12 protein-coding genes and 1 pseudogene are annotated in these 14,767 nt (G+C 59.1%); 9 read left to right on the top strand and 4 right to left on the bottom strand.

The window, feature by feature from the left end; all coding sequences use genetic code 11:
• Window positions 1-135 precede the first annotated feature (135 nt).
• From AC3ISG_RS07695 to AC3ISG_RS07685, 3 genes are all read right to left on the bottom strand, one after another.
• Window positions 136-1,476, bottom strand: coding sequence for an MFS transporter (locus tag AC3ISG_RS07695; RefSeq protein ID WP_122535523.1), 1,341 nt, complete (start codon window positions 1,474-1,476; stop codon window positions 136-138).
• Between the two features lie 93 nt (window positions 1,477-1,569).
• Window positions 1,570-2,457 (bottom strand): hypothetical protein, encoded by an 888-nt coding sequence (locus AC3ISG_RS07690; RefSeq protein WP_489298896.1) that lies wholly within the window; start codon window positions 2,455-2,457, stop codon window positions 1,570-1,572.
• A 14-nt stretch (window positions 2,458-2,471) separates the two neighbouring features.
• Complete coding sequence (locus AC3ISG_RS07685) at window positions 2,472-3,485, bottom strand: 1-aminocyclopropane-1-carboxylate deaminase/D-cysteine desulfhydrase (RefSeq protein WP_489299470.1); 1,014 nt, start codon at window positions 3,483-3,485, stop codon at window positions 2,472-2,474.
• Between the two features lie 240 nt (window positions 3,486-3,725).
• Here AC3ISG_RS07685 and AC3ISG_RS07680 point away from each other — a divergent pair.
• From AC3ISG_RS07680 to AC3ISG_RS07640, 9 genes and pseudogenes are all read left to right on the top strand, one after another.
• A pseudogene (locus AC3ISG_RS07680) lies at window positions 3,726-5,988 on the top strand (type VI secretion system Vgr family protein); the annotation flags it as partial.
• 59 nt (window positions 5,989-6,047) lie between these two features.
• Window positions 6,048-7,655: a T6SS phospholipase effector Tle1-like catalytic domain-containing protein gene (locus AC3ISG_RS07675; protein ID WP_489299469.1), complete on the top strand. Its 1,608-nt coding sequence runs from the start codon at window positions 6,048-6,050 to the stop codon at window positions 7,653-7,655.
• Entirely contained in the window at window positions 7,652-8,290 is a 639-nt protein-coding gene (locus AC3ISG_RS07670; RefSeq protein ID WP_489298895.1) for a DUF2931 family protein, read from the top strand. The genes AC3ISG_RS07675 and AC3ISG_RS07670 overlap by 4 nt, the downstream gene beginning before the upstream one ends.
• A gap of 97 nt (window positions 8,291-8,387) precedes the next feature.
• A complete protein-coding gene (locus AC3ISG_RS07665) occupies window positions 8,388-9,026 on the top strand; it encodes a DUF2931 family protein (protein WP_489298894.1) in 639 nt (212 codons plus the stop codon).
• A gap of 226 nt (window positions 9,027-9,252) precedes the next feature.
• Window positions 9,253-9,762: a DUF2931 family protein gene (locus tag AC3ISG_RS07660; RefSeq protein WP_489298893.1), complete on the top strand. Its 510-nt coding sequence runs from the start codon at window positions 9,253-9,255 to the stop codon at window positions 9,760-9,762.
• Window positions 9,749-10,498, top strand: coding sequence for a DUF2931 family protein (locus AC3ISG_RS07655; protein ID WP_489298892.1), 750 nt, complete (start codon window positions 9,749-9,751; stop codon window positions 10,496-10,498). Before AC3ISG_RS07660 ends, AC3ISG_RS07655 begins: the two co-directional genes overlap by 14 nt.
• Complete coding sequence (locus tag AC3ISG_RS07650; protein WP_489298891.1) at window positions 10,473-11,162, top strand: hypothetical protein; 690 nt, start codon at window positions 10,473-10,475, stop codon at window positions 11,160-11,162. Before AC3ISG_RS07655 ends, AC3ISG_RS07650 begins: the two co-directional genes overlap by 26 nt.
• Window positions 11,159-11,797 (top strand): DUF2931 family protein, encoded by a 639-nt coding sequence (locus tag AC3ISG_RS07645; protein WP_489298890.1) that lies wholly within the window; start codon window positions 11,159-11,161, stop codon window positions 11,795-11,797. Before AC3ISG_RS07650 ends, AC3ISG_RS07645 begins: the two co-directional genes overlap by 4 nt.
• A gap of 97 nt (window positions 11,798-11,894) precedes the next feature.
• Window positions 11,895-12,533, top strand: coding sequence for a DUF2931 family protein (locus AC3ISG_RS07640; protein WP_489299468.1), 639 nt, complete (start codon window positions 11,895-11,897; stop codon window positions 12,531-12,533).
• Between the two features lie 94 nt (window positions 12,534-12,627).
• Here the strand turns inward: AC3ISG_RS07640 and AC3ISG_RS07635 are convergent, their stop codons facing one another.
• On the bottom strand, window positions 12,628-14,667 hold the full coding sequence (locus AC3ISG_RS07635; protein ID WP_489298889.1) for an oxidoreductase: 2,040 nt from the start codon (window positions 14,665-14,667) through the stop codon (window positions 12,628-12,630).
• Between the last annotated feature and the right edge of the window lie 100 nt (window positions 14,668-14,767).

Genomic DNA, 14,767 nt, shown 5'->3' with positions numbered 1-14,767 from the left:
TAAGCTTTCTGACACCACTCTCCTGTCAAGCAAACGCAAATCCTGTGGGAGTGAGCTTGCTCACGAAGACGGCGTGCGATCCGCCCAACATCCACCAGGCACACCGTCTCCTTCGCAAGCACGGTGGAGCCCCAGTCAAACCGCCGTCTGCAATCTCCCCCGCGCAGTCAACGAACCTTCCACCTCATGCAGCGACACTTTGGACGTTTCCGGCAACGCCAGTCCGCCCGCCAGCGCCAGCAGCGCAATCACGATCAGGTAAAACGCCGGTGCCAGGTTGCTGCCCGTTGCGCCGATCAGCCACGTCGCCATCAACGGCGCCGTTCCGCCGAAGATCGTGTACGCCATGTTGTAGGTGATCGCCGAAGCGGTGTACCGGGTGCGCGTCGGAAAGGTCTCCGACAACAGCGCTGCCGTTACCACGCCGCAGAGGACGGCGCCAATTGCCAGCAACATCACGCCGACGATCGACGCCACAAACGAACCGGAACTGGCCATCAGAAACGACGGATACACCACCACGATCAGCAGGACGCAGGTGCTGAGCACTGTCTTGCGTCGCCCGACCTTGTCGGAAAATGCTCCGGCCACCGGGCAGATCGCCGCCGCGAACAGCAACGCAATCAACGACACCAGCAGCGCGGTCGCACGACTGAGCCCGCCAGCGACCTGCAAATACGTCGCGAAGTAGGTGGTGAACATGTAGAACGACAGCGCCGTCAGCGACACAAACGCTCCTAGGCAGCAGATCGCCGCGCCGTGATTGCGCAGGGTTTCCTTGAGCGGCGAATGAGCCACCGCGTGCTCCTGCTTGACCGCTTGAAACGCCGGGGTTTCGTCCAGTTTCCAGCGCAGGTACAGCCCGACCAGCCCCAACGGCGCGGCGATCAGAAACGGCAGCCGCCAGCCCCAACTGCCCATGGCTTCGGTGCTCAAAGAGGCTTCCAGCGCGTAGGCGATGAGCGCCGCCGCCGCGAACGCCGAAAAAGTCGACACCGGCACGAAGCTGCCGTACCACGCCCGTTGCGTGCGCGGCGCGTGCTCCATCAAGTAAGCGCACGCCCCCGCGTATTCACCCCCGGCGGAAAAGCCCTGGGCGCAGCGGATGAGGGTGAGCAAGACGGGCGCCATGACGCCGATTGCCGCGTAGGTGGGCAGCAGACCGATGATGGTCGTCGCCCCGGCCATTAGCAGAATGGTGAACGCCAGGGTGCGCTTGCGGCCGATGCGGTCGCCCAGCATGCCGAAGAACACCCCGCCCAAGGGACGAAACGCGAAAGCCACGGCGAACACCGCGAAGGTTTTCAATAACGCCGCGCTGGCATCGCCGCTGGGGAAGAACTGCTGGGCGATGGTCGTCGCCAGAAAGCCATACACCGCGAAGTCAAACCATTCGACGAAATTGCCGATGGCGGCCGCCACGATGACTTTTCTCAGGGTGGCAGGATCAACCTGCTCAAGGACGGGAGTGGTCATGGAAACCTCGGCGCGCGTGGGAAAGATCCGATTATCGGTACAGCGCCCTGCCCGCCCGACTCCAGAAATGTCGCCGACGTACTCAGGACCGACCTATCGGAGGGTGTGGGCCGCAGGATTCGTGCCAGTGCCCGGAGCGGGTAATTTGCTCTCGCTCAGGCCAAACGCCCGTGGACACAGTCGTCGTTCATATTTCACATCCCATTTATCCACTGTAGCGACGAGCACCACATCGTCATCCACGCGCACGACGCGTTCGCGAGGTTTGGCGCACGCATCATTGACGTAGGTTTCGAACCGGTACGCAAAGACCTCTGCCACTCCGAGTAATGCCCTGTCGAACCACGGCGACGCTAGGGCGATGACTAGGAAAAACATCGCCATCGCGATCAGACGAGCGAATTCGAGCTGCACTCGGCGGCCTAAACGCGCTCGCGAGCGCTTGAACGAAGCCCGCCCGGAAAACACAAGAGACTGGAGGTTGTTGACCAGCGCAGACCACACGCCGTAGCCAAGGGCACGAATGGCGACGGTGATATACAGCAGCGTTAGAAACGCGACGGCCACAGCGACAGTCGCAGGCACCACAATGAAAGCGGTGGTGTACGGAAAAGGATTCGACGCCGTTTTCGAGAATTCATTGATCAGCGTAGAGGCGTAGCCGGCGGACACCGAAGCGGACATGGTCAACAGCCCGGCCATCAGGGCTTTTCCATACAAAGACCGCTTCGCCCACCGATCCACTGCGCCGATCCAGCCGTTGATCTCAATACACAGGGCAATAATCAGTGGGATCCCTGACAACGCCATGAGGCTATGGGCCGCTGCTCCAAACTCACTGGTGTACGCCACGGTCAGAAGTGACACGACAGAAATGAGCAGGCCAGCGTCATAAAGGCTCACTTTGAGCGAAAGACGCCGACGCTTTTTAACGAACCTGACTTTTTTGGCGTGCAGATAATCCATGAACTTCAACAGCATTTGAACTCCTTGTTTTAGGTGGGAGACGACACGCGAAGATAAGCGGCCTCCCCACTGGAACGCCTGCCTTGCAGCCCTCCCGAATGTATAAAGATCAACCGAGTGCCGATTGCAAACCGCCCCTCCTGTACGGACTGCTTCAACGCCAACAACGCCTTGCCGGTGTAGATGGGCTCGAACGGAATTCCAGATTCGCGCTCGCAGCAACGGATGAAGTCGAGCAACTGAGCATCAGTCCTGGCAAAGGCGCCGAGGGATGCATCAAGCAACGAATAAGGCAGCCTTGACTTCAAACAGCTGCTTTTTTCAGGGTCCCCATATTCCGATATTCCAGTAGTCCATTTCTCACACGTTCGCGAACCTTCCCGGAGCAATGCGTCGACGTTGCCTGCCACCCCATGATCCCCCGGCACCGCCACCGCGCCGATCACCTCATGCTGCCCCGCCTCTGCCAGCACCAGTCCGGCAAGGGTGGTGCCGGTGCCACAGGCCAACCACCAGCCGTCGTAATCTTCCCACCCCAAAGCGCTAAGCTGGCTGCGCGCCTGTTCGACGATTTCAGCGCAGCCCACCGCACCGTCAAGCCCGCCGCCGCCTTCAGGCACCGGATAAAGATGCGGATACCGCTCGCGCCACGGCAGCCAGAAATCCGCGTCATGCCGCGCGCGATACGCGGCGTAGCCCAGCCAGTGCAACTCCATGCCGAACGCCTGCAGATCCAGCACCGTCGGCGTCTCGACCGCATGCCCGCGCAACAACCCGACCGTGCCAAAACCAAAGCGCTTGCCCGCCGCCGCCAGCGCATGCAGGTGATTGGAATGCGCGCCGCCCAGACTGATAACGCCCCGCGCCCCGGCCCGTTCAGCCGCCGCCAGATGGTGCTTGAGCTTGAACCATTTATTGCCGCTGATCAGGGGGTCGACAAGGTCCAGCCGCAGGATCGCCGCCTCCACGCCGGCTGCCTGGAGCCAGTCGAAACGGAGGGGTTGCAGCGGTGCACGAGGGAGTGGTGATGAGGGAGCAAACATGAAATCGGTCGGGCAATGGACGGTGCGAGAGTCTAGCACTCGTCGCGCTGGAGTCTCGATTTGGGGGGCTGTGTAGGGCGATTCTTGTTCTTCATTAGGACGCGTCCGGTTCGTGTTTTCGCTATGGAACGGCGCCTGGAAATGCCTCATCTTCGCCCGCTTCAGCCCCCGTCATGGATGAGTTGACTGGTTCTTTATGGACCGGTCGGGGGCGCATTCTCCTGCCAAGGACGCTCATTCATGCTCACCGTATTGCCGCCTTTCTTTGATCACAGTCGCCATAAACTGGTTGTTCACAGCCTGCCTATCGCCCTCGACGTTTTAGCCTTTGAAGGTGAAGAACAGCTGAGCCGGCCGTTTCTTTACCGCGTTGAATTTACTTCGGTTGAGCAGGACATAGGGGCTGAACGTGTGTTGGGGCGGGATGCGCAGTTCAGCCTGCATGCGGCGGCGCATACGTTGCCGGTGGCGATTCGTGGTTTGTCGGTGCCGTCGGTTAAACCGTTGCGAACGCTGCATGGGGTGGTGACAGGCTTTAAGCGGCTTTCCGGTTCTGCTGACGAGGCCAGATACGAGATTACTTTGCAGCCGCGGCTGGCGTTGCTGGGTCGTGGGCGGCAGTTCCGGATCTATCAGCATCAATCGGTGCCGCAGATTGTCGAGAGCATTTTGCGCACTCGGCATGATTTCGAAGGGCAGGATTTTCTGTTCACGCTGGTGCGGGAGTACCCGAAGCGCGAGCAGGTGATGCAGTACGGCGAGAGTGATCTTTCGTTTATTGCGCGGTTGTTGGCCGAGGTGGGGATCTGGTATCGGTTTACCAATGATGAGCGATTGGGTATTGCGGTCGTCGAGTTTCATGATGATCAGCGGCATTACGTTCGGCCGCGGGTGAGCGTGCCGTTCAGGCCTCAGTCGGGGTTGGGTAGCAGCGGGCAGGATGGCGTCTGGGGGCTGCAGGTCAGTCATCAAGTGGTGGAGAAGAACGTTCACTTTCGGGGTTATCACCATCGGGATGCGAACGCATGGCTGGATGGGGATGTTGATCAGACGCGGGGTGACACCACAACTTATGGCGAGGCTTATCACTATGCCGAGCCGTACAAGATGCTCGGTCACAAGCTGGATCAGGACGAGGATTTAGAAGGCGAAAGCGGGTTTTTCTATGCCCGATTGCGGCATGAGCGGTATTTGAATGACCAAACGCGGCTGAGTGGGATTAGCAGCAGCGTTACATTGGGATTGGCGCAGGTGCTGGCGATTTCCGGTGGGGCGCCTCAGGCTTTTGAACCGGGGGCGGTGATCACAAGGCTACGGTTGCGTGCGGCGCGGGATCGCAGTTTTGAACTGAGCTTTGAAGCGATTCCCTATTCGGAGAGCGTGTGCTTTCGGCCGCCTTTGCTGACCAAGCCTGAGATAGCGGGCACCGTTCCGGCTCGCGTGACCAGTTCGCTGGCCAACGATCCCTACAGCCACATCGACAGCGAAGGTCGTTACAAGGTCAGCTTTCTGTTCGACCGCGACAGCTGGAAACTCGGTGAGGAAAGTCTGTGGCTGCGGCTTGCCCGTCCCTATGCCGGGGATACCCACGGGCTGCATCTGCCGCTGATCTGCGGGACCGAGGTGGCGATTGCTTTCGAGCAAGGCGACCCGGACCGGCCCTACATCGCCCATGCCCTTCACGATAATCGCCACCCTGACCATGTGACGCTGCTGCGCAGCGATTACAAACGCAACGTCCTGCGCACGCCGGCGAACAACAAGCTGCGCATGGAAGATGATCGCGGCAAGGAACACATCAAACTCAGCACCGAGCACAGCGGCAAGAGCCAGCTGAACCTTGGGCATCTGGTCGACAGTGAGAAGGATAAGCGCGGCGAAGGCTTTGAATTGCGCACGGATGGCTGGGGCGCGATTCGGGCCGGGCGCGGGGTGTTTATCAGTGCGGATGGGCAAACCAGGGCGCAGGGCCAACAGCTCGACATGAGCGCGGCGGTCGGTCGATTGCAAAATGCCGGTGAACAGCTGGAAAAACTCTCGGCAGATGCTGCCATCAGTCACGCCTATCCTGCCGACGTGCAGGCGCAACTTGATCTGCTCAAACAGGATCTGGACGCACTGAAATCCTCGGTGTTGCTGCTCAGCGCTCCCGACGGCATTGCCCTGACCAGCGGCAAGCATCTGCAACTGGCCGCGCAAGACAACCTGATGCTCAACGCTAGCGGTGAAGCCGACATCAGCGTGGTCAAGAAACTGTTCATAGGTATCGGCCAGGGCCTGAGCCTGTTCGTGCGCAAGGTCGGGCTCAAGCTGATCTCCAACGAAGGCCCGGTGAGCATCCAGGCGCAGAACGACACGCTTGAACTGCTCGCTCGCCAGGGAATAAACATCACCAGCACCGAAGACGAAATCCACATCACCGCCAAGAAGCGAATTGTCCTCAACGCCGGCGGCAGCTACCTCGCCATTGAGCGGTGCAGCATTGAATCCGGCACCGCCGGCGACTACCTGATCAAGGCCGCGCACTTCGATTTCAAAGCGAAAGCGGAACAGCCGATTGAAATGCCAGTCCTGCCGCCCCTGCTGGATATTCCGCCTGAACTGCACGAATTCTGGCCTAGCTTCAGCGGCGGCAATATTCATTACGAGCGGAGCATGATCAAAAATGCCGCGCCGGTTGAACAGCCCGAGCCACTTGAGGAGGAAGAAGAGGAAGAAGAAATCACCGAAGGGATCACTCTGCGTATCGGGCTTTTCTTTGACGGTACGGGGAATAACCAGAGCAATGCGGCAGCGACCGCACAGTGCCGACAATCGGATTTGGACAGTTTCAGTCGTGAAGAGCTTGAGAGCATTGCGGCGACGTGCAAGCAGTATGGGTTTGGGGAGTTTGACGGGAGTGCATTTAACAGCGCGCCGAATAACAGTTACGGGAATGCGCCGAGCAATGTGGCGTATTTGTATGACTTGTATCCGGATAACTCCGTGGCGCTCATAACTAAGGGCTCGGACATAGGATACATAAGGGCTTACATTGAGGGCATCGGCACCCGTAGCGGCGGGAGTGATGACATGCTGATTGGGCAAGCTCTCGGGCAGGGAGAAACTGGAGTTGTGGCCCGGGTGAAGCAGGCTCCGGATCTAGTGGCGACGCAACTGGGAATCTTCCAGCAAACCAATCCCGGCGTTGTTATTCAGAGTATAGAGTTCGACATTTTCGGGTTCAGCCGGGGCGCGGCTGCTGCTCGGCATTGTGCGAACGAACTGCTGAAACCTGTCCGTGGGATATTTGGAAATCTGCTCAAGGGTGGTCGATCCAGCCTGTTGAGAAGCGTCAATCCAGACTCCGACGTCAGCATTAATCTGATTGGCCTGTTCGATACGGTTGCGGCCATCTCAGACCCTTTACATGGGGACTTCAGTCCGGGGGATGATGTTAATCGTGGCGTTAATCTCTACCTGCCACCCGACTGCGCCCGGCAGGTCATTCAACTGCAATCGCTCGACGAGTATCGCGCCGACTTTTCTCTTAATAATGTTCACCACACGCACCGCCAGATAGGCCTGCCGGGCGCTCACTCCGATGTCGGCGGGGGCTATCTCCCACGAGCACGAGAAAAGTTGTGGATGACGCAGCCCTGCAAGGCCAGCGTTCCGACCGGTCAAAGGGTTGAATCCCACGCCGCCTGGGCCCGTGCAGAAGCGGACGCCAACGTATTGCGCGAATCAGGCATGGCTCGCGATGGCTACGTTGCGGTGAAAGCCTGGCCTGCAGCAACTAACCCTCGCGGCAAAGCTGCGTCGGTCATGGAGGACTACTGGATAACCGTGCTGCTCGAACGCCCCGTGCATGGCGAACTGAGCCTGATTGCACTGCGTGTTATGCGTGAACTGGGGATACGTCACGCCGTTCCCTTCAAGGGTCTGGAAGCGCGGCCTGAACTCGCAGTGCCAGAGGAGCTTATGCCTATCGCCAAGCGAATCTTGCAGCAGGTAATGACTGACCGGCTCGTACGCCTGGAACCTGCGCAAGAGGCATTGCTACGAGCGCGTTACATCCACATATCCGCGCACTGGACCCCTGAAGGTCCCTTCTTACTTAGCAAACCGGCACCGCTGAATCGTAGGAACGTGCACCTCAACCGCCCTCAAAAAGATTATCCGGAATGAGGCGTCTGGTCTGTACAGTGGGGTTTTTAGTCAGTCTAAGTGCGTGCGCGAATGGCCCTGGATTGCCGCCTGCCCCCAGGTTGCCGTACCCGGCTTGGTACGTGGGCTTCGCCGCGCCAAAACACATGGAAGTCTGGGTTGAGACCGTCGATGTACTGGACAAGCGTGGACTTGCGTTTTATCGAGTACACGGCGGGGTCGCGAGTTACACCGGAAAGGTAGAGGGGTGGCACCAAGGAGCGTCAGGAGGAAAGCCAATCAATAACGTCGATCTGCCTGACAAGATTTTCCTTCGATGGCAGTCACTGGTAGAGCCGCAGGTTTACAAGATCAAAATACAGATACCACAGTGGGTACGTGAAGAGATGCTTCGGCCCGAGCGTGTTCTTTGCCCGTGGAATCAACAATGGAAAACCGACTATCGAGAGATGATCACACTGGGCATGGCGCCCGGCGGAATTGTAAAAGTGTGGCTAGGCGGATCGTGTCTGGGCTTCAAAGAAGTCGGCCGTTACCAGGCCGAAGTCGAACCGCTCGGACCCTACCGTGGCGCAAGCAAAGGCAAGTACATCCCGCTCGAACCAGAGAACAAAGCCTACGTCGACCAGCACGGCATTCCCTATGGCAGTTGGTAACTCGGCCATGAGTGCTCACAAGGGGCATCACGGCACGCGACGGCTAGCGCACTTGCGGCTTTGTTCAAGGCTTCCATTTGCAGACTGGGTTTCCCGAATGAGGCGTCTGGTCTTTGCGGTCGGATTGCTGATCAGCCTGAGTGCCTGCGCAACGGGTGGCTCAGTACCCCCACCTGTCAAGCTGCCTTATCCGGCATGGTACATCGGCTTCGCCGCGCCCAAACACATGGAAGTGTGGGTGGAAAGCGTCGACGTGCTCGATCAGCGAGGATACATTTTCTTCAATGTGCATGCTGGGGTCGCCGGTTACACGCGTAAGCCCGAGGGTTGGCATAAAGGCACATCTGGTGGCAAACCCATCAACAACGTCGACTTACCAGACCAACTCCTTCTGCGCTGGCAGTCACTTGTGGAGCCTCAGGCTTACAAAATCAGCATCCGAATACCGCAGTGGGTACGCGATGAGATGGTTAGGCCAGAGCGCGTCTACTGCCGTGGCTCAAAAGAATGGATAGACGACTACCGTTTCGCGATTACGTTGGGAATGGCTCCGGGAGGTATCGTGAAAGTTTGGGCCGGTGGGCCATGTCTGGGTTTCAAGGAAGTCGGCCGTTACCAAGCCGAAGTCGAACCGCTCGGCCCCTACCGTGGCGCGAGCAAGGGCAAGTACATCTCGCTCGAACCGGAGAACAAAGCTTACGTAGAACAGCACGGCATTGCCTATGGCAGTTGGTAACTCGGCCATGAGTGCTCGCAAGTACTACTGGTGCACGCAACCGCAGGCGCGATGGCGTCTTGGCTCAAGGGGCTCAGCCGCAGACTGGATCCCGCGCCTGAAAAGGCTGGCTTGTGCAGCCGGTCTGTTACTAAGCCTCAGCTCCTGCGCGAGCGGGCCAAGATTACCCCCAGCCCCCAAGCTGCCTTATCCAGCGTGGTACGTCAGCCTCGTTGCGCCCCGCCACATGGAAGTGTGGGTCGAGAGTGTGGATGTGCTCGATCAGCGGGGCCGCGCCTTCTATCGGGTTCATGGGGGGAATGCTAGTTACACCGGCTCGGTCAAGGGATGGCCAACAGAAGGCGGCGGAGGAAAACCCATAAACAATGTAGATCTTCCAAAGACTATCCATCTGCGTTGGCAGTCGCTGGTGGAACCTCAGGCTTACAAGGTACTCATCGACATTCCGCAGTGGGTCCGTGATGAGATGGTCAAACCACAACAAGTATTTTGTGCTTGGGATCAGAAGATTGTGACCCTCTATCCTCAAACGATCAGCTTGGGGATGGCCCCTGGTGGCATCGTCAAGGTTTGGGTTGGGGCCGGCTGCATAAAGGATAAAGAAGTCGGCCGCTTTCAAGCCGAAGTCGAACCGCTCGGTCCCTACCGTGGCGCAAGCAAGGGCAAGTACATCCCACTCGAACCGGAGAACAAAGCCTACGTCGACCAGCACGGAATTCCCTATGGCAGTTGGTAACTCGGCCATGAGTGCTAACAAGGAGCATCACGGCACGCGACGGCTAGCGCATTTGCGGCTTTTTTCAACGCTTCCATTTGCAGACTGGGTTTCCCGAATGAGGCCTCTGGTCTTGGCGGTCGGTTACCTGATCAGCCTGAGTGCCTGTGCCACGGGTGGCTCAGTACCCCCACCTGTCAAGCTGCCCTATCCGGCATGGTACATCGGCTTCGCCGCGCCCAAACACATGGAAGTGTGGGTGGAAAGCGTCGATGTGCTTGATCAGCGGGGATATGTTTTCTTCAACGTGCATGCTGGAGTCGCCGGTTACACACGTAAGCCCGAGGGCTGGCACAAGGGCACATCTGGCGGCAAACCCATCAACAACGTTGACTTACCAGACCAACTTCTTCTGCGCTGGCAGTCACTAGTGGAGCCTCAGGCTTACAAAATCAGCATCCGAATACCGCAGTGGGTACGCGATGAGATGGTGACGCCAAAGCGCGTGTATTGCCGCAGTTCAAAAGAATGGATGAACGACTACCGTTTCGCGATTACGTTGGGAATGGCTCCGGGAGGTATCGTCAAAGTGTGGGTCGGTGGGCCATGCCTGAGCTTCAAAGAAGTTGGCCGCTACCAAGCCAAAGTCGAGCCCCTCGGACCCAACCAAGACGGAAAAGGGTTGTTTTACCGAGCACCCAATCCAGCAGCGCAAGCCTGGATAGACCAGCATGGCATTCCGTATGGCAGTTGGTAATGCTGCTGCGGCCTCGCACCCATTGCGCCACCGCACAAATGAACGTCTCAGAATCCAGTGCGGCGCCCACCCCGATGTCGGTGGGGGCTATCTGCCACGCGCGCGAGAAAAGCTGTGGATGACGCAGCCCTGCAAGGCCAGCGTTCCAACCGGTCAAAGGGTTGAATCCCACGCCGCCTGGGCCCATGCAGAAGCGGACGCCAACGTATTGCGCGAATCAGGCATGGCCCGCGATGGCTACATTGCGGTGAAAGCCTGGCCTGCAGCAACTAACCCTCGCGGCAAAGCTGCGTCGGCCATGGAGGACTACTGGCTAACCGTAATCTTTGAACGCCCGGTGCATGGCGAACTTAGTCTGATCGCACTGCGTGTCATGCGTGAGCTAGGCGTGCGTCACGGGGTGGCATTCGACGTCATCAACGATACGGATAAACGCTTCAAGTTACCGGATGAACTCCTGCCTATCGCCAAGCGAATTTTGCAGCGGGTAATGACGGACCGGCTCGTAAGACTTGAACCTGCGCAAGAGGCGTTGCTACGAGCGCGTTACATCCACTTGTCTGCACACTGGACCCCAAGAGGCCTCCTCCTACTTAGCAAGCCGGCACCGCTGAATCGCAGGAATGTGCATCTCAACCGCCCGCAAGAAGGGTACCCAGAATGAAGCGACTGCTCTTAGTGGCTGGGTTACTGATCAGTCTGACTGCCTGCGCAATGAGCCCCTCAATGTCACCGCCCCCCAGGCTGCCATATCCAGCATGGTATGTCGGTCTGGCGGCTCCCCAACATATGGAGGTGTGGGTGGAGACGGTTGATGTGATCGATCAGCGAGGTCTGGTTTTTTTTCGTGTGCATGGTGGGGTCGCGAGTTACACCGGTCAGCCGGAGGGCTGGGGAAATGGCGCGGGCAAGTCGAAACCCATCAACAACGTCGATCTTCCTGAGCGAATCTTTCTGCGTTGGCAATCTCTGGTCGAGCCGCAAGCCTACAAGATCAGTATTCAGATACCGCAGTGGGTGCGCGATCAGATGATCAAGCCAGAGCAAGCCTTTTGCTTATGGGCAGGCAAATGGGAGGAGGACTATCGCGACGCGATCACCCTTGGAATGGCGCCGGGGGGGATTGTTAAAGTCTGGGTGGGTGGATCTTGCTTGAGCTACAAAGAAGTCGGCCGTTACCAGGCCGAAGTCGAGCCGCTCGGTCCCTACCGCGGCGCAAGTAAGGACAAGTACATCTCGCTCGAACCAGAGAACAAAGCCTACGTCGACCAACACGGAATTCCCTATGGCAGTTGGTAACTCGGCCATGAGTGCTCACAAGGGGCATCACGGCACGCGACGGCTAGCGCACTTGCGGCTTTGTTCAAGGCTTCCATTTGCAGACTGGGTTTCCCGAATGAGACGTGGGGTCTTTGCGGTCGGATTGCTGATCAGCCTGAGTGCCTGCGCAACGGGTAGCTCAGTACCCCCACCTGTCAAGCTGCCGTATCCGGCCTGGTACATAGGTTTCGCTGCACCCAAGCACATGGAAGTCTGGGTCGAAATCGTAGATGTACTGGACAAGCGTGGACTCGCTTTCTTTCGGGTACACGGTGGCGTAGCGAGCTACACCGGGAAAGTGGAGGGCTGGCACCAAGGGGTCTCGGGAGGGAAACCTATAAATAACGTCGATCTACCCGACCAGATTTTCCTGCGTTGGCAGTCACTGGTAGAGCCTCAGGCTTACAAGATCAAAATACAAATACCCCAGTGGGTACGCGAAGAGATGATTCGGCCAGAGCGGGTCTATTGCCGCGGCTCAAGGGAATGGATAGATGACTACCGTTTCGCGATTACGCTGGGCATGGCCCCAGGAGGGATCGTGAAAGTCTGGGTTGGCGGTCCATGCCTGGGCTTCAAAGAAGTCGGCCGCTTTCAAGCCGAAGTCGAACCTCGCGGCCCTTACCTGAACGATAAAGGGCTGTACTACAGAGCCCCAAACCCAGCAGCCCAAGCCTGGATCGACCAGCACGGAATCCCCTACGGCAGCTGGTAACCGTCCCACCCGCCAGAGTCCCCACAGACCCTGGCGGCACGCGATCCAAGCCCATCAACCCCAACCGCAACATCACCCGCCAGAAACCAGCTCCTTACAACCCCGCCGCCAACCGCGATCCCTGATCAATCGCCCGTTTGGCATCCAGCTCCGTCGCCACATCTGCGCCGCCAATCAGATGCACGCTCTGCCCCGCCGCCTGTAATCCGTCATGCAGTTCACGCAGCGGATCCTGCCCGGCGCAGATCACCACGTTGTCCACCGGCAGCAGTTTCTCCTCGCCGTCAGCCCCGATACGAATATGCAGACCCGCGTCGTCGATCTTCAAATATTCCACGCTGTTGAGCATCTGCACCTGTTTGTTCTTGAGCCCCGTGCGATGAATCCAGCCTGTGGTTTTGCCCAAGCCATCGCCGACTTTCGCGGTCTTGCGCTGAAGCAGAAACACCTGACGCGCTGGTGCATGGGGATGAGGCTTGATCCCGGCGACACCGCCTCGCGCCGCCAGATGCGTGTCGATGCCCCACTCGTCCCAGAACGCGTCGCGATCCAGGCTGGTGTAGACGCCCTGATGGACGAGGAATTCCGACACGTCAAAACCAATGCCACCCGCGCCGATCACTGCCACGGATTTGCCCACCGGCTTGCGGCCGAGGATCACGTCGAGGTAGCTCAGCACCTTGGGGTTGTCGACGCCAGGGATGGCAGGGGTTCGCGGCGCGATGCCGGTAGCCAGAATCACTTCGTCATAACCTTTGCCGAGCAGGTCATCGGCGGTGACGCGGGTGTTCAGGCGCAGGTCGACGCCGGTGGTTTGCAGCTTGCGGCCGAAGTAGCGCAGGGTCTCGAAGAACTCTTCCTTGCCTGGAATGCGCTTGGCGATGTTGAACTGCCCGCCGATTTCGCTGGCCGAGTCGAACAGCGTCACGTCATGCCCGCGCTGGGCCGCGACGGTGGCGGCAGCGAGGCCCGCAGGACCGGCACCGATGACGGCGATTTTCCGGACCTGGGTGACCGGCAGGTAATTGAGCTCGGTTTCATGGCAGGCGCGTGGGTTGACCAGGCAGCTGGTGAGCTTGCCGCCAAAGGTGTGGTCGAGACACGCCTGGTTGCAGCCAATACAGGTATTGATCTCGTCGCTGCGGCCGGCCGCGGCCTTGTTGACGAATTCCGGGTCGGCGAGAAACGGGCGCGCCATGGAGACCATGTCGGCGTCACCTTCGGCGAGTATCTGCTCGGCAACCTCGGGGGTATTGATGCGGTTGGTGGTGATCAGCGGGATCGACACCGAGCCGCGCATTTTCGCCGTCACTTTGGCGAAGGCAGCGCGCGGGACTTTGGTGGCGATGGTCGGAATCCGCGCTTCGTGCCAGCCAATGCCGGTGTTGATCAGCGTGGCCCCCGACCGCTCGATGGCCTGGGCCAGTTGCACCACTTCTTCCCAGGTGCTGCCGCCCTCGATGAGGTCGAGCATGGACAGGCGATAAATGATGATGAAATTCGGGCCGACGGCTTCACGCACGCGCCGCACGATCTCCACCGGCAGGCGCATGCGGTTTTCATAGCTGCCGCCCCAACGGTCGCTGCGATGGTTGGTGTGCGCGACGAGAAACTGATTAATGAAATAACCTTCGGAGCCCATGATCTCGACGCCGTCGTATTCGGCGGTCTGCGCCAGGGTCGCGCAGGTGACGAAATCCTGAATCTGCTTCTCGATGCCCTCTTCATCCAGCTCTTTGGGCTTGAAGGGGTTGATCGGCGCCTGGATCGCGCTCGGTGCCACTTGCTTCGGGCTGTAAGCGTAGCGCCCGGCGTGAAGGATCTGCATGCAAATCTTGCCGCCAGCCTCATGCACGGCTTTAGTGACGACACGATGGTTGGCGGCTTCTTCCGGCGTCGACAGCTTGGCCGCCCCCGAATACACCCCGCCTTCAGCGTTCGGTGCGATACCGCCGGTGACCATCAGGCCGACCCCGCCCCGTGCGCGCTCGGCGAAATACACCGCCATGCGCTCGAACCCGCCCGGCTTCTCTTCAAGCCCGGTGTGCATCGAGCCCATCAGGGTGCGGTTGCGCAGCGTGGTGAAACCCAGGTCCAGGGGCGCGAGCAAATGCGGGTAGTGGGGGGCGGCCATAAAAACTCCATCGAGCATCATCACGGGGCGCGAGCGCTCTGTGGCGCACGTCGGATCAGTCAGGGCCTCGAACGAGCGCCTTGTACATGGCGCAAACAGT

It is taken from the genome of Pseudomonas sp. GL_135 (genome assembly GCF_057834665.1).
Note: the sequence above shows the minus strand (reverse complement) of the source record. Positions and strands in the feature narration are given on the sequence as shown.

Bases quoted from the DNA above. Each gene is read 5' to 3' on its own strand.
- AC3ISG_RS07690 (WP_489298896.1), bottom strand. From the start codon at position 2,457: ATGCTGTTGAAGTTCATGGATTATCTGCACGCCAAAAAAGTCAGGTTC.
- AC3ISG_RS07675 (WP_489299469.1), top strand. From the start codon at position 6,048: ATGCCAGTCCTGCCGCCCCTGCTGGATATTCCGCCTGAACTGCACGAA.
- AC3ISG_RS07655 (WP_489298892.1), top strand. From the start codon at position 9,749: ATGGCAGTTGGTAACTCGGCCATGAGTGCTAACAAGGAGCATCACGGC.
- AC3ISG_RS07685 (WP_489299470.1), bottom strand. From the start codon at position 3,485: ATGTTTGCTCCCTCATCACCACTCCCTCGTGCACCGCTGCAACCCCTC.
- AC3ISG_RS07695 (WP_122535523.1), bottom strand. From the start codon at position 1,476: ATGACCACTCCCGTCCTTGAGCAGGTTGATCCTGCCACCCTGAGAAAA.
- AC3ISG_RS07665 (WP_489298894.1), top strand. From the start codon at position 8,388: ATGAGGCGTCTGGTCTTTGCGGTCGGATTGCTGATCAGCCTGAGTGCC.
- AC3ISG_RS07640 (WP_489299468.1), top strand. From the start codon at position 11,895: ATGAGACGTGGGGTCTTTGCGGTCGGATTGCTGATCAGCCTGAGTGCC.
- AC3ISG_RS07635 (WP_489298889.1), bottom strand. From the start codon at position 14,667: ATGGCCGCCCCCCACTACCCGCATTTGCTCGCGCCCCTGGACCTGGGT.
- AC3ISG_RS07645 (WP_489298890.1), top strand. From the start codon at position 11,159: ATGAAGCGACTGCTCTTAGTGGCTGGGTTACTGATCAGTCTGACTGCC.
- AC3ISG_RS07650 (WP_489298891.1), top strand. From the start codon at position 10,473: ATGGCATTCCGTATGGCAGTTGGTAATGCTGCTGCGGCCTCGCACCCA.
- AC3ISG_RS07660 (WP_489298893.1), top strand. From the start codon at position 9,253: ATGGAAGTGTGGGTCGAGAGTGTGGATGTGCTCGATCAGCGGGGCCGC.
- AC3ISG_RS07670 (WP_489298895.1), top strand. From the start codon at position 7,652: ATGAGGCGTCTGGTCTGTACAGTGGGGTTTTTAGTCAGTCTAAGTGCG.